The sequence below is a fragment of the Dehalococcoidales bacterium genome (assembly GCA_028716225.1).
GTDB lineage: Bacteria > Chloroflexota > Dehalococcoidia > Dehalococcoidales > UBA5760 > UBA5760.
Genome location: JAQUQE010000001.1, coordinates 80,919 through 102,205 on the forward strand (window position 1 = coordinate 80,919; position 21,287 = coordinate 102,205).

A 21,287-nucleotide genomic window follows, 5' to 3' on the forward strand; every position below is an offset into this window, starting at 1 on the left:
TTATATCTTCCCTTTGCGTTTACTTACCGAATAAGCCCTTAGGACGTACTACAAGTACGATAATCATGATTATCAGGGCAAATACTCCCCTTAACCTCTCGTCTATGGCCAGTGTGGTCGTAGTCTGCATATAGCCCACGATATGGGCGGCAACCAGGGTGCCTTCAATGCTGCCCAGACCTCCGATGATCACGATGGCGAATGACATCACCATCGGCATATGCCACATGGCAGGAACCAGGTAAGTATAGCTGCCGAAGAATATTCCGGCAATTCCGGCCAGCCCTCCTGCCATCGTCCAGGTCAGCAGGTTGACCCGATCCGGGTTGATACCGGAAACAATCGCCCCTTTCCGGTCCATAGCCAGGGCACGCATCGCTCTGCCCATATGGGTCTTGCGAACGAAAAGGAGGACACCGCTGATGCAAACCCAGCTTACAACCAATGAAGCGATCATATTATTCGATACCGGTTGTCCCATCACCTGGGTTAAGCCTGATACGACTGGCCATACGTTCTTGGTTTCCATCCCCCAGATCAGTACCACAAGGTAATTTATTACCAGGGCTAGAATAAAGGTAGAGACAAATACAATGGTAGGATTGTACAGATAGCGGCGTACCAGACCTACGTAGGTTGCCAGAGAGGCACCGGCACAGACAGCGATGGCAATTAACATCGATATCGGTTCCGGTATTCCCACTATCTGCAGACAGTGGAAATATACATAACCACCTAACATGACGTAGGCGGCATGGGCGAGATTGAGCACTCTGCCCACGCCGTATATCATAGTGAATCCCAGCGAAATCAGCGCATACAAACCGCTCAGGAGAGCACCATTGATTGCTATGGATTGCGCTAGAGCTAACATATAATCTATCCTTATTCTAAATTGATCTTATGTTCTAGAAAACGGGGAGGATGGGAGGTTTTTCCCCTTCCCCCCCGTTTTCAACCAGATTACGGGAAACAGCAGTCTAAGACCGACCGTTGTCTAGCGAGCCCGCTTTGATTCAGGAATCCATTCCGGGAAGTAGAACTCACCGTTCTTCCAGCGGTAGGGGTGAATGACCTTCACCGTCTGATCCGGGTACCACTGCATGACCATGCCGCCGGGGCGCCCGGCCTCACCGGTAGTGTCGAGTACCGAAGAGTGGGTGTAGGGGTGATCCGGTCCGTAGAACTTGTAGTTCTGCCAGAGGACATCATCCGGACCAGCGGGTTCAAAACCGCCTTCCTTATAGAGCTTGAGGTCGGTTTTCTCCATCTCGGCAACCCAATCGTCCAGCGGCTCGAAGCCACCGGCCCGTTCGGCAGCCGCTGCCATCATCATGACCCCCCAGTAGGCGTTAAAGCCGTCGAAGTGCGGGAATATCGGGCGGGTGGTGTATTTAGCGGCGTAGGCATCGAGGAACTTCTGGGTCGTGGGATCCCAATCCATACCCAGACACGGTGGCGGTGATGTGGAATTGAAACCACCGGCCATACCACCCATGTCGTCCCAGAATTCCATGCTGGCAGCAGCGACATTAACACCGGAAATGGGATAGGGGATCTGCAGCTCAACATAAGCGGCACTGGGTGGAATACAGTTTACCGAGGCAATGTGGTAGATGAAATCAGGGTCATAATCTACTACCTTGGCGTAAACCGGGGCGAAATCAAAAGTTTCGATATCGTACATTACCTCGCCGATAACCTCGATACCGGCGCCGGGGGCAATCTCATCGCGGATGTATTCGGCTACCCCACCGCCGTAGGCAGTATCTTCAAAGAACAGCACACAGGTTTCCCAGCCCATGTCGCCATTCGGTCCCAGAACGTCATTGGCGTAGGCAACGTACTCGGCACCCTGATCATAGTCATTCATGTGGTCCATGAAATAACACTTGTACTTGTCATATTCGTCGTGTACCTGCTCGATAGCCCTGATCGCCGAGGCCCATGTCTCCATGATGGGAACCTGGTACTCAGCAAGACGCGGGAACCAGCCCAGGCTGACGTCATCGATACAACCGGAAACCATGAAATCAACACCGATATCCTCGTTGAGGTATTCCAAGGCCTTGATACCTTACGGTAATGCTTTCCGCGGAATCAGCCGAATAAAACTCAATCTGCCGCCCCAGGATGCCACCGTTGGCATTCAGCTCTTCAACGGCTACCTCGGTTCCTCTCAGGGCACTCCGGCCGACGTCGGTGTCGAAAGCGCCGATGTAGCCACATTTCCAGGGCTCTGCTGGTTCTGGAGTTGGTTCAGGGGTCGGTTCAGGTTCAGAAGTCGGTCCTGGTGTTGGAGTCGGTTCTGGAGTTGGAGTCGGTGTCGGGGTAGTACAGCTGGTCATTAAGGGTATACTTAGTGACAGTACTGTCACTAAACCGAAACCAATAATTGTCTTTAGTAACCCACTTTTCTTCACTAAATCTCCTCCTTACCTGGCAAGATCTTGTTCTTGAAACATCGGGTTTATCACTCTGGCCTAGGCGGGGCTCTATACCTATGCTCACCTCCTATATTTTGTATTGTTTCCTATTAACAAAGTGAAGTACAAATGACACCGGAATATATATCGTTATCTATTTCGTTAGTAGTACTTCTTTATGTTCTTTATACTACTACATATATACTACTATATAGCTACTTCGTTATACTATTACACCATTATACTATAACCTGTCAAGTGCTTGAGGTGTGGGATACTAATTTTAATTTGAAGGAATAGGAATAACAGCGGTTATTCCGGTCCCTTTACCGGCCTCCGATTCTACGGAAAAAGTGCCGCTAACCATATTTATCCGATCACGTATACCCAACAGACCCAGTTTACCGGCATTTGCATAGTTTTCCAGCGTTTCATCCGGCGCGAACCCGCATCCGTTATCGTTGATATCCAGGGTAACCTTACGGTGGCCAAAATCAAATCCGATGATAACCTCCGTCGCCCCGGCGTACTTTCTGATGTTACGAAGTGCCTCCTGGCTAACCCGAAAAAGCACCAGTTCAATCTCGGATGGCAGGCGCCGGTGACAGCCCAAGATTTCCAGACGACAATCCAGCTTCTCATCTCTATTTATCTCTTCAACCAGCAACTCCAGTGACGGCATCAGACCCAACGAATCCAGTAGACCGGGACGCAGCTCGGAACAGAAACGTCGTATTCCACCCATCACTTGGTTAACCGCGCTCTGAAGCGACCTTAGCCTTCGGGTATCTTCTGCCGATAACCGGTCATTCCCCGCGATTATCTCCTCGATGTTGGTAATGATAGTGAATAAATCCTGAATTGTCTCATCATGCAGTTCGCAGGCAATTCGCTTTCGCTCCGCTTCCTGTGCCCGGGTAATCTCGGTAATATATGACTGTGCCGTTGACATATTATCAATCCGCCCGAAAAGAATATGAGAGGGCTGGATAGTATTTGCTTGTCCTTAACCGGTTATGCTATTCGCAACCGGGCTCGTTCAAACTGTCCCAGCCCCTCTTCAAGGCATACAGCATCGCTTCCACCCGCGATTGAACTCCCAGCTTCTTGAAAATATTGGCGAGGTGTGTGCCGACCGTCTGCTCACTGATATGAAGTTCCGAGGCGATTTCCTTATTGCTCATCCCTTTGATAACCAGCTTCAGTATCTGTAGCTCGCGACTGCGCAATTCGTTCGAGTCTTGTCCCTTCTTACCCTTGCTGATAGCCATTCTACGCATAATCTCACCCGCTTTGCGGTCGAATACGTTGGTTCCGCCGTAAACCGTACGAATAGCGTTGACCAGCCTGCGGGGGAGCAGGTCACTCTTGAGCAGGTATCCGCTGGCCCCGGCCTCGACACAAGCACGCACGTAGTGGTCATAATCGTAGGCACTGAGTATGATAACCGCCGTGTTGGGACAGGCTGCTTTAATCGCTTTGGTAGCTTCGATGCCATTCATGACCGGCATAGCGACGTCAATCAAGGCTACATCGGGCAGCTTCTTACGGGCAAGCTCAATAGCCCTCTCACCATTCTTGGCCATCGCCACGCATTCAATATCAGCTTCTTTCTCTAAGATGCGGCGCAACCCCTGTTGAGCCAGGAGATGGTCATCCGCTATCAGTACTTTAATCTTTTCCATAACTAATCCCGGGGAAAGCAATAAGCTAGCTAAATATAGCTACTTCCTGCTATTCTGTCAAGCGGTTGCTAATCACCATATTATAGTAATGATATATAACTGATTAGCCTTATTATTTCATAGGTGTATTCATTATACTGGCGTTTTTCCACGGGAAATGTTAACCTTGGGTGTCTGTTATAAATATATTACGGTTGTTATTCACTGCCACCGCAGCACTGCTCCGTTCAAGCGAGCTCCCCGGGTAGCTTTTCCGGCTTTTACGATTACAGAAACTATGGTGTGATGATGTACAGGAGTTATCAAAGATCCCGTCTCAATCCGGTTTGGATCTTAATAGGAATAAACGTACTGCTTTTTATCGTTACCCTGACAACCCCGAGGATTGTTCTATTCCTCGGGTTAATACCGGTTGATTTAGCATCAAGACCGTGGACATTACTGACCTCTCTTTTCCTCCACGGCGGTATAGGACATATTCTGGGTAATATGATTACCCTCTACTTCTTCGGCAGAGCTCTGCGCACACTGGTCGGAGACAAGAGATTTCTCATCGTTTACTTACTGGGTGGGATACTGGGAAGTATTTTCTATGTATTGCTGGCGCCGCCCCTATCCATCTGTATCGGTGCTTCGGGAGCTGTCTTTGCCGTCGGAGGCGTACTGGCTGTAATGAGACCAAAGCTTAGGGTACTCGTTTTTCCCATCCCGGTTCCGGTGCCACTCTGGGCAGCAGTTATCGGCGGTTTTGTGATAATATCCTTTTTCCCGAATGTGGCATGGCAATCCCACCTCGGGGGGCTGGTCTTCGGTCTGGTAGCGGGCTACTTCTTGCGCCGGCAAGAAGGGTTCTATCGTTAATTGCGGGAAAATAAAGCTGATGTAACACTTACTCCAGCAAAGCTTCCCTGCCGCCGATTTCCTGCTTCAGATACCACATCTGGATAGCCTCAACAACCTCGTTGGTGGCATCACAAACCCTGAGCAGCTTGAAGTCGTCCTCAGAGATAAACCCTCTGGCCAGGGCAGAAACCCGCAGCCATTCCAGAAACCCCTTCCAGTAGTCGCTATTAAAGAGTATTACCGGGAACGGCTTTATCTTATGAGTCTGCATCATAGTCAGCACCTCGGTTAACTCGTCAAGCGTGCCCAATCCACCGGGCATGATGACAAAGGCGGTAGCATACTTGACCAGCATCACCTTGCGGGCGAAAAAGTGATTGAATGTGATTGACTTGGTCGTATAGGCATTACAGCGCTGTTCTTCGGGTAGCTCGATATTCAAACCCACTGAGGCCACTCCCGCCTTAAGGGCTCCCTTGTTGGCTGCCTCCATCACACCGGGACCACCACCGGTAATGATAGAGAAACCTATCTGTCCCAGGCAATAGGCTATCTCCTCCGTTTCTGCGTAAAGTTCATCCTCCGGATTGAGCCGGGCCGAACCGTATATCGTTACCGCCGGCTCGATGCCGGCAAGCTTGTCAAAGCCTTCTACCAGTTCCCCGATAATGCGGAACATCCGCCAGCAATCTTCCTTGGCCAGGTCATCTATCTCATATCCGTGTGTCATATTCTCCTCCCGGAAGACAAATAATACCATACTAGAGACAAGTTGTATATCACAACAGCTTCGGTCTGCTCCGGAGTTGCGTCTAAGGTATCTTGTTGCTACAATTATTACATATTTCAAGACACTACCATATTCTTACCAGGCGAAAGAAAGTGGCATCGGGGTTAACTGTGATTAAAGCGAGTGGAACTCTGGCGGAAAAGATATTAAGTGATAAGTCGGGTGGTCAAGCCGGGGCGGGAGATATCGTTATCGCTCAGGTCGACCTGGTTTTTGTGCAGGACACTACCGGTCCCTTGACGGTGCGGCAGTTTCAGGCCGCCGGCTTTAAGCGTCCGGTTTCTTCAATAAAGGCCGCCCTTTTTCTGGACCATGCTGCTCCCAGTCCGAACCGCGAACTTGCTGACGACCACAGTTTCCTGCGTGGATTTGCCCGGCAGACCGGTTGTTTTCTCTTTGATGTTGGCGACGGCGTCTGTCATCAAATAGTTGCGGAGTCTCTTGCCCGTCCCGGTGATTTGATTCTCGGTACCGATTCTCATACGGTGACTGCCGGGGGTCTGGGGGCTTTTGCCTGCGGCATGGGATCTACAGATGGAGCGATTGCTCTTGGCCTGGGTAAAACCTGGCTCCGCGTACCGGAAAGCATCAGCGTGAGACTTTCGGGCAGGTTCCCTGTCGGTGTCTATGCCAAGGACCTGATCATCTATCTGATCGGGCGGATCGGTGCTGATGGTGCCACCTACCGGGCACTGGAGTTCGGCGGCGATACGGTGAGCGTTATGAGCGTTCCAGAGCGCCTTACTGTGTCCAATATGGCGGTGGAGGCCGGAGCCAAGGTGGGGCTTTTCCCGGCCGATGAAATGACGCGGGACTACCTGGCAGCACAGGGGCGTGTTAGCGACTACCGACCTCTGTCGCCTGACCAGTCTGCCATCTATGAGGATACTATTGAGATTAATGTCACTGAGCTTGAGCCGATGGTGTCCAAACCTCACACTGTGGATAACACAGCTCCGGCTGGAGAACTTCGGGGCACCGAGATTCAGCAGGTGGTTATTGGTACCTGCACCAACGGCCGTCTCGATGACCTGGCAGTCGCAGCTAATATTATGCAGGGTAAGCGGCGTTGTTCCCGAACCCGTCTAGTAGTTGCCCCGGCATCACGAGGAGTATTACAGGCAGCAGTGGCAGCGGGATATATCCAGACCCTGCTTGAAGCCGGAGCTGTTATTCTGCCGCCGGGTTGCGGACCATGCCTCGGCCTGCATCAGGGAGTGCTGGGTGCCGGGGAAAACTGCCTAACTACCGCTAATCGTAATTTTAAGGGTAGAATGGGTAACCCGGATGCTTTCATCTATTTAGGTAGTCCGGCTACTGCTGCTGCTACCGCGCTCAGGGGAGAAATTGCCGACCCCAGGGAGTTTCTGTAATTAGAACCTGCGGGCGAGCGTAGAAAGGAGAACCTTAGAATTGATCACGGGCTGTGCTTTTAAATTTGGCTCGGGTATCTCGACCGATCAGATTATACCGGGTCGATTTGCTTACCTGAGGAGTAATCTGCCCGAGCTGGCCAAACATGCCATGGAAGATGCCGACCCTACCTTCGTCAGCAGGGTAAAGGAGGGGGATTTCATCGTTGCCGGTAGTAATTTCGGGCTTGGTTCCAGCCGTGAGCACGCCCCGCTGGTTATAAAGATGGCCGGGGTACGGGCAGTACTGGCCAAATCGGTAGCCCGGATATTCTTCCGAAATGCGATTAACCTGGGACTCCCCGTCTTATTATGCGATACCGACAGCATTAACGAAGGTGATCAATTAGAGATAGACCTTCAAGAGGGTACTATTAGAGATATCACCAATGACAGGCGGCTTACCTTTGCTAAAATTCCCGGGATAATGCTCCAGATCCTTAACGAAGGCGGGCTGCTGCCTTACCTTAGTAAATATGGCGATTTCAGATTGCCGTCGGTTAGGTAACTCTACTGAAAAAAATGAGGAGAGACAGTTTCTGATGGCTTACCGGATTACTCTTATTCCAGGTGACGGCGTAGGACCTGAGATTACCGAGGCTACGGTGAAAGCCCTGGAAGCTACCGGCATCGCCTTTAACTGGGATGTGGTTTGTGTCGGGGCTGCCGCCCAGGATAAACTGGGTACCGTGCTTCCCGAATCGGTGCTGGAGTCGATTAGGGAGAACAGAGTGGCCCTTAAGGGACCAGTTACCACACCAGTCGGTTCCGGTTTTCGCAGCGTCAATGTCGCTCTGCGTAAGAGTCTGGACCTTTATGTCTGTCTGCGTCCATGCAAGTCCTATGCCGGTGCACCGACACGTTATGATAACATCGACATTGTCGTGGTGCGAGAGAATATAGAAGACCTCTACAGCGGCATCGAATTTGAAAAAGGGACCCCTGAGGCAGCCAGGTTGATAGAGCTTATCGCGGAAACTAAATTCGAGCAGGTTAGAGCGGACTCGGGTTTCAGCATCAAGGTGATTTCCGAGATGCGCAGCCGGCGTATTGTTCGCTTTGCCTTCGAATATGCTCGAAGCAATCATCGTAAAAGGGTCACCGCGGTACATAAGGCCAACATCATGAAGTTCTCCGACGGGTTATTTCTCGCTGCGGCCCGGGAGGTCGCCCGAGAGTACCCCGATATTGATTTTGAGGACAGGATCGTGGACAACATGAATATGCAGCTGGTGCAGAAGCCACACGAATTTGACATACTGGTCGCCCCTAATCTTTACGGCGATCTGCTCTCCGACCTCTGTGCCGGACTGGTGGGAGGACTGGGGCTGGCCCCCGGAGCTAACCTGGGTGATGAGATAGCCCTGTTCGAACCGACGCACGGCAGTGCCCCCGGGTATGCCGGGTTAAATAAAGTCAATCCCATGGCCATGATGCTTTCCGGTGTGATGATGCTTCGCTATCTGGGGGAAGTGGAGGCTGCCGGCAGGCTGGAAAGGGCAATAGCCGGAGTGATCGCCGAGGGTAAGAGCGTTACCTATGATTTGAAAAGGCGCCTTCCGGGTACCGCGGTCGGTACCGCACAGGTGGCTGATGCCGTAGTGGAAAAACTCAGATAACGGAAGGATAACTGCCGCTGCCGCTTTTTTCAATTGTGGCCCGGCCTTATGCTATAAAAATGATATGCTTTCTTTAAGGAGTTAATTGTGTTTTTGCCATATTCGATGGCAGGAGAGAGGAACTAATGGGAAAAATCTACCTTATCGATGTGACCAACCGGGACGGCGTACAGACAGCGAAACTGGGGCTGTCCAAGCTGCAGAAGACAATGATAAACCTGTACCTGAATAAGATGGGGGTCTTTCAATCAGAGTTTGGCTTCCCTACTACCCATCACGAGTCGCGTTACCTCCAGGCCAACCTGGAGCTGGTAAAGATGGGAGTACTCAAGCCGATCCGGTTGGAGGGATGGGTCAGGGCTACCGTTCCGGATGTTGAGGCTGCTTTTCGAATGGTTCCCGACATCAAGCACCTTAACCTGTCGCTATCCACATCAAACCAGATGATAGAAGGCAAGTTCCGGGGCAGTAAGAAGAAGTCTGATATCGTCAAGATGATGGTTGAGGCGGTTAGAGCAGCCAGGGGCTGCGGTGCGGAGAGTATCGGAGTAAACGCTGAGGATGCCTCGAGGACGGAGATAGATTTCCTGATTGAATTCGGCCTGGCGGCTAAGGATAACGGGGCAGATAGAATAAGATACTGTGATACTCTCGGCTATGACAATCCTTTTACCATTTATGACACGGTGAGCAAGCTTGCCGAGGCGGTAGGCCTACCGATTGAGCTGCATTGTCATAACGACCTGGGTATGGCGGTAGCCAATTCTATCGCCGGCGCTAAAGGGGTTATCGATGGTGGCCAGGACGCCTATATCAATACTACCGTTAACGGCATCGGCGAAAGGGCGGGTAATGCCGACCTTTTAGCGGTAATACTAGCCGTTACCAAGTCGAAGGGATTTGCCCAGGGTTACTGTCTTGGCAGCCCGGTTAATCTATCTATGTCCTGGAAGCTGGCTAAATTCGCCAGCTATGCCTTTGGCGTTCCCATCCCAATAAATCAGCCCGGCGTCGGGGCTAATGCCTTTGCCCATGCCTCCGGTATCCATGCCGACGGTGTTCTGAAGGACCCCGACAACTACGAGCTGTACAACTTCAAGGAACTGGGCAGGGGCGATCCTGAGGAAGTCGAGACGGGCAGGGAGATATGTACCGGGGAGTACGGCGGGATATCCGGTTTCCGGCACGTCCTGAATGAGATAATGGGAGCATCAGCGGTATCCTTCACCAGTACCGAGGAAGCCCAGGAAATCCTGGAGCTGGTCAGGTATGCCAATGTAGAAGCACAGAAACCCCTCGTTGAAGATGAGTTGAGGTTCATTTACGACTATCCCAAGATTGCCCGGATGCTGCTGACTTTACGGCCGCTGGACTACTGAATTCCAGCCCATTTCGTTGCTTGTTTAGGGATGTCATAACCTCATGCTGCTACCTTAACTGAGGGATCCCAAACAGAATACCCTGCCCCGGTCATATTCGAACCGGAGCAGGGTATCTTCTCTTTACAATCCCCTCTATAACCCGATTAGCCAAAAATTACGCTAGGCAACCACAAGGCTAGTTGAGGGTAGAACAGTAGTACAACCAGGAGACCGGCGTTTATGATCACAAAAGGAATGATGGACTTATAGATATCCACCATAGTTATACCGGAATCTTTGGGGACCAGTCCTTTCATGATAAACAGGGCAAAGCCGAAGGGTGGCGTCATCAGGGCGATCAGGACGGTAACGCAGTAAAGGACGCCGAACCAGACCATATTTGTTCCCATGCCCTGTAATATGGGCAGGAAGAGGGGGGCGGTAACGATAAGCATGGCGAAGTCATCCATCACCATCCCCAGTAATATATAGATACCTATCATCGTAGCCACTATCATGGTCGGGTTCTGGCCTATCGTACCGGAAAGTATGATGTCAAAAGCGGCCGCTGCACCGAGCCCCTGATAGACAGCGCCGAAGAGAATGGCAGCGACGAAGATCCACATAATGACGCTGGTAAGCTGCCAGGTCTGATCCACCACCTGCACCAGATTTTTCCAGGTGAATCTGCGATAAATCAGGGTAACCACTATGGAACCCAGTGCTCCGATTGCGGAGCTTTCCGTTACCGTGGTTACTCCCATCAGGAGCAACCCCATCACCGTGAAAAGCAGGGCCAAAGGAGCAACACCAGCCTTCATGCTGACGAACTTCTCTTTCCAGCCGGCCCGCTCCTCAAGGGGTATGGGGGGGCCGATATGCGGCTGGACGCGGCAGCGGATGCCGATATAAGCAACGTACATGCCAGCTAATATGCAACCGGGTATTGCCCCGGCAATCCATAACTGACCGATGGGCACCCTGGCCAGCATTCCGTAGAGAACGAAGACCAGACTGGGAGGGATGAGATAGCCCAGTCCGCCGCCGGCCTGAATGAGGCCGGTTACTATTGACTTGTCGTATTTTCGCTTGAGCATCGAGGGCAGGGCGATAAGTCCCATGGCCACCTGACCGGATACGCAGGTCCCCTGTACCGCCCCGATCAGAGCACAAATGCCGATGCTTCCCATCCCCAGTCCGCCCTTAACACCTCCGGCCCACTTGTATATCATGTTGTAGAGGTCATCCGCCATCCCCGACTTGGCCAGCATGTAGCCCATGAAGATAAAGGCCGGGAAGGAGAGCATGACATCCCAATATATCATGCCAACGGTGTTAAAGTGCGGCATCATTATGCCGCCGGTGCCCCAGAGGGCCATGGCGGCGACAGTGGCGACAGCACCGACAAGGAGAAAGACCTGACGACCGGTGGTAAGCAGCGCCATCATGCCGGCAAACATCACAATGGTAATCAGCATTACATTCATTTCAGGCGTCCGCCTTTCCGAACCGGTCGTGCTCTTTTTCTGCTATCTCAGCCCGGGTAGGGATGTGTTTACCCCGGATGGTAGCGATGTCCCGGATCAGGTTAGCTACCGCTTGAAACAGCAGGATGATACACCCTGCTGCGATACAGGCCTTAAGGGGCCAGAGGGGAGGACCCCATATACTTTTGGTATGCTGCCCAGTGACAAAAGAGTCGAATGTAGAGGTCAGTGCAGTTACCGCCATCACAGCAATGTAGATAAAGAGGACGAAGGTACATATATCCATGATGGCTTTTTTCCGCGGAGACCACCGGGCATAGAAGGCATCCATTCTGACATGCTCATCCTGAAGCAAGAGGGGCCCTCCGGCCAGAATGAAAGCTGCCGTCATCGTGAACATGGCCAGTTCGTAGGCTTCAATACTGGGGGCATTCATGGCATGCCTTACGAACACCGCATAGGCCAGGATAACTATGATTGCTATCGAAGTCCACCGTAATCCTGTCCACATCTTCCACACGAACGACTCAACAGTCATTACATAAGCAATCAACGGTTTTGGCATTCAAGATCTCCTCAAAGGATTACAACACAACCACACCCCACCCCCGACCCAACTAAGCCCGGGGGTGGGGTCTATCTCAAAAAATCGAGATAATTATTTTGTTAAGGTTAAGCTAACTGGCCAGTATTAATGGCCGTACCATGCTGCTTCTTCCACTTCAGCACGGAAGTCCTTGATTATCTGAACTGCCTGGGCACATAAGGCATCCCTCTGTGCGACGATGTCCAGATAGTCCATACCATGGCCCCGTAATACCTCGATATCTTCCTCGGGAAGGAAACAGATTTCCTGGAAGGAGCCGTCGGTTCGGTACTTGTACTCGCCATGGGCCCTTATCGTTTCGTTCCACACATCAAGGTGCATGACTCCCTCTTTAATGATCTGGCGAATGTCGTCGGGCATGCTGGCCCAAACATCCGGATTAATCAGGTAGGCAACATTACAGACATCAACAAAGGGCGGGTCCCAGAGGTACGGAGCAACCTCATTGTTGCCGAACTGTACGATCTCATCGGCGCCGGACCAGCCGAAACCGTCCATGGCACCGGTCTGGATGGCCAGGTAGACATCTGCGGGAGGAGTAGGCATACAGGCAACACCGACCTGCTCGTAAGGGTAGGCATGCTCGGCCAGCAGCTGTATTCTCTGTCCCTTCATATCCTCAAGAGAGTAGGCCGGTTTTGAGGAACAAATCTCCAGAGGGTCATGCAGCGAGGGGCCGATGTAGACCAAGCCCTGGTCCTCGTAGGATTGGGCGAAGAGGTCCATCAAGCCGCGGTGGTAGATGAGCACCCTGAACTCTATCGCATTCTTGGTGGCGAAGGGGGCACCGCATTCAATGGTCCTCAGCTCGGTGGCCGTACCCATCAGCGGGTACCACTGCAACATATCGATAGTACCGGCCTTGAGGGCGGGAATCTCTTCCTCAGAGGGCATAATCTGACCACCGGCATACCAGTCGAAGGTGACTCGGCCACCGCTCATCGCGGTTATGATATCACAGCACTGCTCGATCGAGTCCCTCTGTACGATGGATGCGCCCTGCGGTGAGATACCTCTCAGGTGCCAGGTCTGTCCTTCGACAGCCGGTTCCGGAGTGGTTGGTTCTGGTGTTGATGTTGGTTCTCCCGGGGTAGGAGTGGGCGTCGGTTCTGGTGTGGTCGGTGTTGGGGTCGTACAGCCGCTTAGCATCGGGATGCTGACTGCCAGCACCGCTACCAGACTAACACCAGCGATTAACTTTAGTAGTCCTTTGCTCTTTTTCAAATAGAATCTCCTTACTGTAATTTCTCTCCAATTCCAGGTTCGGGTTATGGTTTTTTACGATAGGCAACACCCCCTCAATTATCGTTTTCTTACTATACTTACTCTTACTTACTTTACTATTACGTACCCAACAGGTCAAGTTCAAGAGAACCTGCCGTACGAAGAACTGGCTCCTGACTCTCTAAGAAACAGGCAACTATACCGGCTTAATATCCTTGAGGACGCTGTAGATGATATCGAGGCCGTGGTTCAGCTCTTCCTCGGTGATGATAAAGGGCGGTACAATCGGTTGACGGTGCGGGTAGCCGTCACAGTAGGTCAGCATCAGCCCCTGCTTGAGACACTCGGCATTGAGTTTCTCCCTGGCCGCTACGGTCGCCGCAGCATTGTAGGGCTTCCCGGTGGTCTTATTGAGCGAAATCAGGAACGACTGGTAGAGACCCTTCCCCATCGGAGCATCGACAACAGGCAGCTTGGTGAACTCGTTAAGACGCTTGCTGAGCAGAGATCCCAGCTTGGCAACACGGTCCGCCATTCCGTTTTTGTATATCCGCAGGGCTGCCAGCGCCGTCGCCAGCACAACGGCATTACCATCGGAGGTGGTGTAGCTCATCAGCTTCTTCTTGCTGTTGACCATGGCATCAAATATCTTGTTGCTGAAACCAACCGCTCCGAAGGGCAGGATGCCACCGTTAATACCCTTGGCCATGCTGATCATATCGGGGATCACACCATAGTGGTCCACTCCCCAGAACTTGCCGGTACGGCAGAAACCAGTCTGTACCTCATCGGCAATCAGCAGTATGTTGTGCTTGCTGCATATCTCACGAGTGATCGGCCACCACTTGTCACCGGGCCAGACCACACCACCGTTGCCCTGGGCTACCTCGGCCATAACACAGGATATGGTATCGGCTCCCTCCTGCTGAATAACCTGCTCCAGATAGCGGGCATTCTCTTCATCAGTCTTGAAACAGTTCTCAATGCCGGTAACAAAGTTCGGCATCTTGACCACTTCCGGACTGCGACGGGAGAAACAGGATAGCCCGATGTGCGCCCCGGTCATGCTCCGGGAAAGCTGAGAGGAACCATGGTAGGCACGGTCCAGAACGATAATCTTGTACTTGCCCAGCTCACCAACCGACTCCCAGTAGGCCCGGGCTATCTGAATACAAGACTCGGTGGACTCGGTACCGGTGACGGTCAGGTAAACATGATCCATTCCGGCAGGAAGTGCCCCCGCCAGCTCATCACAGTACTCAATGGCCGGTATGTTGCTCGCTACCGGTGCTCCCGAAGAATAGTAGATGAACTCGTTCATCTGCTTGGTGGCAGCCTCAATCAGCTTGGGATGACAGTGGCCCAGGTTGCAGAGATGAACACCACCGGAGGAAAAGTCGAGATATTTGTTGCCATCAATGTCCCACAGATAGCAACCTTCTCCCTTGGTAAAGATGAAGTGGGGAGCTTCCGCCGGCATCCCCAGCGGGTGGAACCAGTGTGCCTGGTCCTTCTTGATTAAATCTTGCTTGGAAACCATTCTTGCCCTCCTTACTTGGTTATTTATTGGTTTTCCATATTATATCCGCTATACCAAGAACCACTATACTCGACGGGTCTACAGAGTTTCAAAAAGAAGAGACATCGAAGGACGTGTCTGCTTAACGAATACAGCTATCAGCTGGGCGAATCATATGAATGTGTTTGCATCAGGACATCTCACGGTAGATAAAATAAATTATCGTTGTGATATTACCAGCATCAAGCGATTTTGTCAATATATATCTTAACAATCTTAAAAAATATTTTCATTTCGTGGTATACTATGGATTATATAAAATGGGAGGATATTTTGCAGGGTAAAGATTTGCTTTCCGTATCCGATCTTAGCAGTGAAGATGTTCATTCACTGATTCATGATGCCATCGATATGAAAAACAGGGGCCGGCTGACTTCACTTAACGGAAAGACACTTGCTCTCGTTTTTGAGAAACCATCCCTAAGAACAAGGGTGAGTTTCGAAATGGCGATGCGGCAATTAGGCGGGGACGCGATCTACCTCTCACCGGCTGAGGTTGGTATGGGCAAACGCGAGTCGGTAGCCGATGTAGCCCGTGTGCTCAGTCGCTATGTAGATGTTATTACCGCCCGTACCTATACCCACCGGACACTCGAGGTTATGGCCAGCTGCGCCGACGTACCTGTAATAAATGCACTATCGGATCTGGAGCACCCCTGCCAGGCTCTGACCGACCTGCTTACCATTTATGAAAAGAAGGGGGCGCTGGGTTGCTTGACGCTGGTCTTCGTCGGTGATGGTAATAACGTATCACAGAGCCTGATGCTGGCTGCTGCGATGGTAGGGATGAACTTCAGGATTGCTTCCCCACCCGGTTACCGGATCAATGAAGATATACTATATCTGGCCCAGGGCTATGCACTCGACAGCGGGGCAGAGGTATTATGTATCGAAGAGCCTCAGCAGGCGGTAAGCGGGGCAGACATTGTTTATACCGATGTCTGGACGAGTATGGGACAGGAGAACGAGGCGGATGAGCGTCGTAAAGCATTTTCAGGATATCAGATAGACGATAAACTGCTCTCGCTGGCTAAGGAGGATGCCATATTCATGCACCCCCTACCGCTACACCGGGACGAGGAGGTATCGGCAAGCATTCCGGATAGCCCACGGTCGGTTATCTTCGACCAGGCCGAGAACAGGATGCATATGCAGAAGGCGCTGCTGGCGATGATGCTGGGGGCTCAGGAGATACCGCTGCCCGGTTGACGTTCAGAGGACAACATAATTATGAATGTACCGAAAAGCATAACTAACTGGATATGGTGCCCTATTATCATCACCGTACTGGCACTGGTTGCTCTCAGGTACGATTGGCCGATATCAGCTATGGCGCCAGTGCTGATTACTATTCTGGTTATCGGGCTGACGCTATCCATCAGCGGGGCCAGAAAGAAGGAGCTGGAGCTTTCCTTACTGAAATTGAGGCAGATAGCGGGCTATTTCAGCCGCCGGTTTATGGGTGAGTCCTCACTTTCCATCTTTGCTATTATCGATAGCCTGTTCAGGGTTGATAACCCCCGGTTATGGGACTGGGCACGGGCATGCGATATGTCACGGAGGATATTTAACACCTGGTGTAAGAGCTTTCAGGATAGGGTAGAAAGCGATGTCCGAAGCGGTCAGCTTGAAACCTATCTGCACACCTATCTCAATGAGCTGTGGCTGATGAATAACCATTATAATGAATTTACCGAGCAGTTTTATGAGATAGCGGAGAAGGTTGTACTGCCCCGCGAGACAACGGAGCAGTACAATCGATTTGTTATGGAATATAATGCCTTTGCACAGGAGTTCCGGGATAATATCAGTCACCTCAAGAAGATTACCCGGACTGAAATTGAGCCTCCCAGTGTTAGGTTCGCCAAAGAGCTGCCCTTAGCGGAGTGATAACGGCTTATCGATTAACATTCACACGTCCCCCTCTCTTATCGTAAGGGAGGGGGAAAATATTAATAGGGAGAGACGAGGTAATTATCTCAAAATGAGTGTTCTGAAGCCTGTAGTCGCTATTGTCGGCAGGCAAAATGTGGGTAAGTCTACCCTCTTCAATCGTCTGGCGGGTAGGCCGATAGCTATTGTAGATGATTTCCCGGGGACAACGCGTGACCGGATACTGGCCAGTGTCTCCTATCCGGGGGGCGAGTTCATTCTGGTGGATACCGGCGGACTGGAACTAAACCCTGATTCTGCTATGGCCAGGGAGGTTAATGAACAGGTCGCAACAGCTATTAAAGAGGCTGATGTTATCGTTATGCTGCTGGATTGCAGGGACGGCGTTATATCTACCGATCTGGAGATAGCGGACAGCCTCCGTAAGACAGGTAACCCGGTAATACTGGCGGCCAATAAGGCGGACAGTACCAAATCCGAGAGCATGGTCGCGGAGTTCTACCAACTCGGTTTGGGTGAACCAACGGCAATTAGCGCCTATCATGGCCGGGGTATAGCCGATTTACTGGATAGGATTATCCGGTTGTTACCGACACCGTCACCGGTTGAGCCTGAGCCGGCAGCACCGGAAGCGATTAAGGTAGCCATTGTCGGCCGGCCCAATGTGGGCAAATCGACACTGCTTAATACCATTCTGGGGAATGAGCGGGCTATCGTGGATGATACTCCCGGTACCACCCGTGACGCTATAGATACCCTGGTTGACTTAGACGGGGTAAGTGTGCTACTTATTGATACAGGTGGTATCAGGCGTCGGGGCCGGATAGAGGGAGGTGTAGAGCGCTACAGCGTAATCCGCGCTCTGCGTGCTATTGACCGTGCCGATATTGCCCTGCTGGTTCTTGACGCCACGGAACTGGTAACAGCTCAGGATATGCATATTGCAGGATATATCCGCCAGGCTTACAAAGGGATTATGCTGCTGGTCAATAAATGGGACAGGATTGAAGGCGGGGGCACCGTTGATTTCAGCCGGTATGTGAAAGGCTGTTTCAAGTTTGTGGATTATGCGCCAGTGCTTCATACTTCAGCCCGGCTGGGATGGGGTGTAGATAAGATAATGCCACAATTGCTTGAGATATATCAGGAGAGGCTGAAGAGATTACCCACCGCTGTCGTTAACAGTATTATCCAGCGGGCAGTCGCCGCCCATAGCTTACCCCGTAAGGGTAATCTCCAGCTAAAGGTTCTCTACGTAACTCAGGCGGAGGTGAATCCGCCGACCTTTGTCTTTTTCGTTAATGACCCTCAGTTGATACATTTCTCTTATCAACGCTATCTTGAAAACAGGTTACGTCAGTCATTCGGCTTCATGGGCACACCGATCCGTTTCGTTTTTAAAGCAAGAGGGGCATAATGGTAATTACCAAATTTATTATCGTAGCGGTAGTCGGTTATCTTCTGGGGGCGATTCCGTTTGGTTTACTGGTGACCAGAAAGATGACCGGCGTTGATGTCAGAAACAGGGGTAGCGGCAAACTGGGAGCAACCAACGTCCTGCGGACCGCCGGTCGTAAGGCAGCAGCCATTGTTTTCTGCCTTGACCTGCTGAAAGGCTCACTAGCAGTAATAATTGCCGGTCTGATATTCGGTCGGGACTATCTGGTGATAGGTAATTTTGCCTGGGGGATGCTGGTCGCCCAGGTCATTGCCGCATTATCAGCTATGGTTGGGCATAGCTGGTCGGTATTCCTTAAATTTCGTGGCGGAGGGCGTGGTGTAGCCACCTTTTTCGGCGGGCTGGTTGTCCTTTTCCCACCGGCAGCACTCATCGGTGGCGAAGTCTTCATTCTTGGGGCCGGACTAACCAGGTTTGTTTCCCTGGCTTCCATTGCTGCTGCGGTTAGTACCTATTGCGTATTTATCCCCCTGACCATCATCAATAAGTTCCCTATCGAGTATCTCATTTATGTATTAGCCGGCACCATAGTCATTATTGCAATGCACCGGGGTAACATAAGCCGCTTGCTGGCAGGTAAGGAACGCAAGCTGGGCGATAAGGCTTAAGATAAAGGAATTGCCTTAGCGGTATCATATAAGAGCATTTCTGTTTGTGAAAATAATCAAGGGGTAGGCATATGTCCCGGATTGCTATTATCGGTACCACCACCTGGGGAAAAACGCTGTGTGTAATTCTGGCTAATAATGGGCTGGAGGTCAATCTATGGGCCCGGACCGAGCAGGAGGCCATTAAGCTCCGGAATGAGGGGCCTAACCCGAACCTGTTTCCCGGTGGCAGCTTTCCCGACCGGGTATTCATTACCAGTATTCTCAGGAAGGCCTTGACTGAAACAGAAGCAGTAATACTAGCCGTACCATCTCAAACAATGAGAGCTAACATCCGGCTGGCCGGAGAATATCTTAGCAGTTCAATGCTGGTGGTGAGTGCTGCTAAGGGGCTGGAGCTGGTCACCAACAAGCGTATGTCGCAGGTAATTGCCGAAGAGATAGCTAATGATTTACGGCCTAATATCTGTGTACTGTCCGGACCAAATCTATCCTGTGAGGTTATCCGCAACCTACCGGCAGCCACCGTAGTAGCTGCCGAAAGCGAGGCCATTGCCGTAAGAGCACGCCGGCTGCTCACCAGCCCCGGTTTTTGTGTTTATACCAACACCGATGTCACCGGTGTCGAACTGGGTGGCGCGCTAAAGAACATCATAGCTCTGGGCGCGGGTATGGTTGACGGATTGGGTTTTGGCGATAATACCCGGGCGGCTTTTATCACCCGGGGGCTTACCGAGATAGCAGCTCTCGGTGTTGCTCTCGGCGCCAATCCGCTTACTTTTTCCGGCTTAGCCGGTCTGGGAGATTTGATAGCAACCTGCACCAGCACACTAAGCCGTAACCACCATGTCGGAGTCGAACTGGCTAAGGGACACTCACTCAACGAGATAACCAGATCAATGACGGCTGTGGCAGAGGGGGTAAATACTACTATCGGAGCCAGGAATCTGGCCCGGCAGCTCGGCTTGGGGATGCCGGTCACAGAAAAGATCTACCAGGTCTTATTTGAAGGTGCTGCTCCCCATCAAGTTGTAGCCGAAGTGGTATCGGTTGAGGCCAGTCATGAGTTAGACGGGCATAACTGGGAGCTCTTTTCTTTTTCCAACCACCGTAACCATGCCTGATGTTTGACCGCTCGCCGGGGATACCAGCCAAAACAATTCTATATGCCGGGGGAGTATCCTTCTTACTGCCTGTCGGGAAGAGGTTAAAACGTCTCCGCCAGTTCTTCGAATAGTTGACGTTGCCTCTTAGTTAATGTATCAGGGGTAACCACTTTCAGCTCGACGAACTGATCACCGCGTCCTCTTCGTTGAAGGTGTGGAATACCTTTGTTTTTAAGCTTAAAAACCTGGCCTGTCTGGCTACCGGCCGGTATCTTAATGGTTACCTTACCCTCAAGGGTAGGCACCTCCACTTCAGCACCCAGAGCCGCATGAGCAAAATTGATCGGCAACTCATACTGCACATCGTTACCATCACGAATAAAGAACTCGTGACGACTCACTGCTAAAGTAACGTAAAGATCACCGGGGCGACCACCCCTCTCCCCGGTCTCACCTTCACCGCTCAAACGTATTTGAGTTTCGTTATCAACCCCAGCCGGGACCTTGACCATGATATTGCGCTGCCGTTTTTCCTTACCCTGCCCCCGGCACTGGGGACAGGGATCGGTAATGATTCTACCCTCACCATGACATTGAGGGCAGGGAGCAATATTGGTAAAGCTTCCGAAGATACTCTGCTGGGTACGCCGAACTTGGCCGCTGCCATTACAATTAGGGCATCTGGCAGGCTGGCTACCTGTCCTGCAACCGGTACCCTGGCACTGAGAGCAGCTCTCAGTGCGCATAATGCTAATATCCTTCTCACAACCAAAGGCAGCTTCTTCGAAAGTGATGGGGATATTGTAGCTCAGATCAGCGCCGCGCTGGGGTCCCTGGCGGGTAGTTGTGGTAGACCCGCTAAAGAATGCATCAAAGATATCCCCGAAACCACTGAAACCAAATCCCTCAAAGCCACGTCCGAAGAACCCCTCGGTAGCACCGTGTCCGAAACGGTTATAGGCGGCGCGTTTCTCCCGGTCCGAGAGAACTTCATAGGCTTCATTTATCTCCTTGAACTTATCACCGGCACCGCTGTCACTATGGTTATGATCAGGGTGATACTTGAAGGCCAGTTTACGAAAAGCCTTTCGTATCTCTTCATCGGTAGCATCCCTGTTAACACCAAGGACTTCATAGTAGTCCCGTTTTGTTGACATATTACGATATAAACCTCTTTCCCCCATCTCC

The 21,287-nt window shown here is 51.6% G+C and carries 21 protein-coding genes; 10 read left to right on the plus strand and 11 right to left on the minus strand.

Translation table 11 applies throughout. The features are described 5' to 3' along the window. Positions 1-19 precede the first annotated feature (19 nt). The 5 genes from PHI12_00390 to PHI12_00410 form a co-directional block, all read right to left on the minus strand. Positions 20-874, minus strand: coding sequence for a branched-chain amino acid ABC transporter permease (locus tag PHI12_00390; GenBank protein ID MDD5509267.1), 855 nt, complete (start codon positions 872-874; stop codon positions 20-22). A 123-nt stretch (positions 875-997) separates the two neighbouring features. Then, positions 998-2,065 (minus strand): ABC transporter substrate-binding protein, encoded by a 1,068-nt coding sequence (locus PHI12_00395; protein MDD5509268.1) that lies wholly within the window; start codon positions 2,063-2,065, stop codon positions 998-1,000. Beyond that, the gene (locus tag PHI12_00400; protein MDD5509269.1) at positions 2,034-2,423 is read right to left on the minus strand and encodes a hypothetical protein; all 390 of its coding nucleotides are present in this window, start codon (positions 2,421-2,423) and stop codon (positions 2,034-2,036) included. The genes PHI12_00395 and PHI12_00400 overlap by 32 nt, the downstream gene beginning before the upstream one ends. Before the next feature lie 286 nt (positions 2,424-2,709). Further along, the gene (locus PHI12_00405; protein MDD5509270.1) at positions 2,710-3,378 is read right to left on the minus strand and encodes a sensor histidine kinase; all 669 of its coding nucleotides are present in this window, start codon (positions 3,376-3,378) and stop codon (positions 2,710-2,712) included. Positions 3,379-3,445: 67 nt separating this feature from the next. Continuing rightward, positions 3,446-4,111 carry a response regulator transcription factor gene (locus PHI12_00410; protein ID MDD5509271.1) on the minus strand — a complete coding sequence of 222 codons (666 nt, stop codon included), beginning with the start codon at positions 4,109-4,111 and terminating at the stop codon, positions 3,446-3,448. Positions 4,112-4,396: 285 nt separating this feature from the next. Here PHI12_00410 and PHI12_00415 point away from each other — a divergent pair, with 285 nt between their 5' ends. Further along, positions 4,397-4,972 carry a rhomboid family intramembrane serine protease gene (locus PHI12_00415; GenBank protein ID MDD5509272.1) on the plus strand — a complete coding sequence of 192 codons (576 nt, stop codon included), beginning with the start codon at positions 4,397-4,399 and terminating at the stop codon, positions 4,970-4,972. Positions 4,973-5,000: 28 nt separating this feature from the next. Here PHI12_00415 and PHI12_00420 read toward each other — a convergent pair whose 3' ends face one another. Then, complete coding sequence (locus tag PHI12_00420; GenBank protein MDD5509273.1) at positions 5,001-5,684, minus strand: TIGR00730 family Rossman fold protein; 684 nt, start codon at positions 5,682-5,684, stop codon at positions 5,001-5,003. Between the two features lie 170 nt (positions 5,685-5,854). Here PHI12_00420 and PHI12_00425 point away from each other — a divergent pair, with 170 nt between their 5' ends. The 4 genes from PHI12_00425 (at position 5,855) to PHI12_00440 (ending at position 10,154) form a co-directional block, all read left to right on the plus strand. Further along, positions 5,855-7,117: a 3-isopropylmalate dehydratase large subunit gene (locus PHI12_00425; protein MDD5509274.1), complete on the plus strand. Its 1,263-nt coding sequence runs from the start codon at positions 5,855-5,857 to the stop codon at positions 7,115-7,117. 40 nt (positions 7,118-7,157) lie between these two features. Beyond that, positions 7,158-7,664, plus strand: a complete 507-nt coding sequence (locus tag PHI12_00430; protein ID MDD5509275.1) for a 3-isopropylmalate dehydratase small subunit — start codon at positions 7,158-7,160, stop codon at positions 7,662-7,664. A 34-nt stretch (positions 7,665-7,698) separates the two neighbouring features. Next, positions 7,699-8,775, plus strand: a complete 1,077-nt coding sequence (locus PHI12_00435) for an isocitrate/isopropylmalate dehydrogenase family protein (GenBank protein MDD5509276.1) — start codon at positions 7,699-7,701, stop codon at positions 8,773-8,775. A gap of 125 nt (positions 8,776-8,900) precedes the next feature. Next, the gene (locus PHI12_00440; protein MDD5509277.1) at positions 8,901-10,154 is read left to right on the plus strand and encodes a homocitrate synthase; all 1,254 of its coding nucleotides are present in this window, start codon (positions 8,901-8,903) and stop codon (positions 10,152-10,154) included. 146 nt (positions 10,155-10,300) lie between these two features. On the opposite strand, the gene PHI12_00445 is transcribed toward PHI12_00440, so the two are convergent. The 4 genes from PHI12_00445 to PHI12_00460 form a co-directional block, all read right to left on the minus strand. Further along, positions 10,301-11,623 (minus strand): TRAP transporter large permease subunit, encoded by a 1,323-nt coding sequence (locus PHI12_00445; GenBank protein MDD5509278.1) that lies wholly within the window; start codon positions 11,621-11,623, stop codon positions 10,301-10,303. Position 11,624: 1 nt separating this feature from the next. Next, positions 11,625-12,188, minus strand: a complete 564-nt coding sequence (locus PHI12_00450) for a TRAP transporter small permease subunit (GenBank protein MDD5509279.1) — start codon at positions 12,186-12,188, stop codon at positions 11,625-11,627. Positions 12,189-12,314: 126 nt separating this feature from the next. Next, positions 12,315-13,454, minus strand: coding sequence for a TRAP transporter substrate-binding protein DctP (gene dctP / locus PHI12_00455; protein ID MDD5509280.1), 1,140 nt, complete (start codon positions 13,452-13,454; stop codon positions 12,315-12,317). A gap of 196 nt (positions 13,455-13,650) precedes the next feature. Continuing rightward, the gene (locus tag PHI12_00460; protein MDD5509281.1) at positions 13,651-14,994 is read right to left on the minus strand and encodes an aspartate aminotransferase family protein; all 1,344 of its coding nucleotides are present in this window, start codon (positions 14,992-14,994) and stop codon (positions 13,651-13,653) included. A 285-nt stretch (positions 14,995-15,279) separates the two neighbouring features. On the opposite strand from PHI12_00460, the gene argF reads away from it, so the two are divergent. The 5 genes from argF to PHI12_00485 all read left to right on the plus strand — a co-directional run bounded on the left by argF (position 15,280) and on the right by PHI12_00485 (position 20,117). Further along, complete coding sequence (gene argF / locus PHI12_00465) at positions 15,280-16,242, plus strand: ornithine carbamoyltransferase (protein MDD5509282.1); 963 nt, start codon at positions 15,280-15,282, stop codon at positions 16,240-16,242. Between the two features lie 21 nt (positions 16,243-16,263). Then, positions 16,264-16,923, plus strand: coding sequence for a hypothetical protein (locus PHI12_00470; protein MDD5509283.1), 660 nt, complete (start codon positions 16,264-16,266; stop codon positions 16,921-16,923). 94 nt (positions 16,924-17,017) lie between these two features. Continuing rightward, positions 17,018-18,343 carry a ribosome biogenesis GTPase Der gene (gene der / locus PHI12_00475; protein MDD5509284.1) on the plus strand — a complete coding sequence of 442 codons (1,326 nt, stop codon included), beginning with the start codon at positions 17,018-17,020 and terminating at the stop codon, positions 18,341-18,343. Further along, positions 18,343-18,993, plus strand: coding sequence for a glycerol-3-phosphate 1-O-acyltransferase PlsY (plsY, locus tag PHI12_00480; GenBank protein ID MDD5509285.1), 651 nt, complete (start codon positions 18,343-18,345; stop codon positions 18,991-18,993). The genes der and plsY overlap by 1 nt, the downstream gene beginning before the upstream one ends. Positions 18,994-19,064: 71 nt before the next feature. Further along, positions 19,065-20,117 (plus strand): NAD(P)-dependent glycerol-3-phosphate dehydrogenase, encoded by a 1,053-nt coding sequence (locus PHI12_00485; protein ID MDD5509286.1) that lies wholly within the window; start codon positions 19,065-19,067, stop codon positions 20,115-20,117. Between the two features lie 83 nt (positions 20,118-20,200). On the opposite strand, the gene dnaJ is transcribed toward PHI12_00485, so the two are convergent. Further along, the gene (gene dnaJ, locus PHI12_00490) at positions 20,201-21,256 is read right to left on the minus strand and encodes a molecular chaperone DnaJ (GenBank protein ID MDD5509287.1); all 1,056 of its coding nucleotides are present in this window, start codon (positions 21,254-21,256) and stop codon (positions 20,201-20,203) included. Positions 21,257-21,287: the final 31 nt, after the last annotated feature.

Excerpts from the sequence above, each read along its gene's own strand:
- dnaJ (MDD5509287.1), bottom strand. The coding sequence starts at position 21,256 with ATGTCAACAAAACGGGACTACTATGAAGTCCTTGGTGTTAACAGGGAT.
- PHI12_00450 (MDD5509279.1), bottom strand. The coding sequence starts at position 12,188 with ATGCCAAAACCGTTGATTGCTTATGTAATGACTGTTGAGTCGTTCGTG.
- PHI12_00390 (MDD5509267.1), bottom strand. The coding sequence starts at position 874 with ATGTTAGCTCTAGCGCAATCCATAGCAATCAATGGTGCTCTCCTGAGC.
- PHI12_00405 (MDD5509270.1), bottom strand. The coding sequence starts at position 3,378 with ATGTCAACGGCACAGTCATATATTACCGAGATTACCCGGGCACAGGAA.
- PHI12_00470 (MDD5509283.1), top strand. The coding sequence starts at position 16,264 with ATGAATGTACCGAAAAGCATAACTAACTGGATATGGTGCCCTATTATC.
- PHI12_00460 (MDD5509281.1), bottom strand. The coding sequence starts at position 14,994 with ATGGTTTCCAAGCAAGATTTAATCAAGAAGGACCAGGCACACTGGTTC.
- plsY (MDD5509285.1), top strand. The coding sequence starts at position 18,343 with ATGGTAATTACCAAATTTATTATCGTAGCGGTAGTCGGTTATCTTCTG.
- PHI12_00410 (MDD5509271.1), bottom strand. The coding sequence starts at position 4,111 with ATGGAAAAGATTAAAGTACTGATAGCGGATGACCATCTCCTGGCTCAA.
- PHI12_00435 (MDD5509276.1), top strand. The coding sequence starts at position 7,699 with ATGGCTTACCGGATTACTCTTATTCCAGGTGACGGCGTAGGACCTGAG.
- PHI12_00440 (MDD5509277.1), top strand. The coding sequence starts at position 8,901 with ATGGGAAAAATCTACCTTATCGATGTGACCAACCGGGACGGCGTACAG.
- der (MDD5509284.1), top strand. The coding sequence starts at position 17,018 with ATGAGTGTTCTGAAGCCTGTAGTCGCTATTGTCGGCAGGCAAAATGTG.
- PHI12_00420 (MDD5509273.1), bottom strand. The coding sequence starts at position 5,684 with ATGACACACGGATATGAGATAGATGACCTGGCCAAGGAAGATTGCTGG.
- PHI12_00445 (MDD5509278.1), bottom strand. The coding sequence starts at position 11,623 with ATGAATGTAATGCTGATTACCATTGTGATGTTTGCCGGCATGATGGCG.
- PHI12_00485 (MDD5509286.1), top strand. The coding sequence starts at position 19,065 with ATGTCCCGGATTGCTATTATCGGTACCACCACCTGGGGAAAAACGCTG.
- argF (MDD5509282.1), top strand. The coding sequence starts at position 15,280 with ATGGATTATATAAAATGGGAGGATATTTTGCAGGGTAAAGATTTGCTT.
- PHI12_00415 (MDD5509272.1), top strand. The coding sequence starts at position 4,397 with ATGATGTACAGGAGTTATCAAAGATCCCGTCTCAATCCGGTTTGGATC.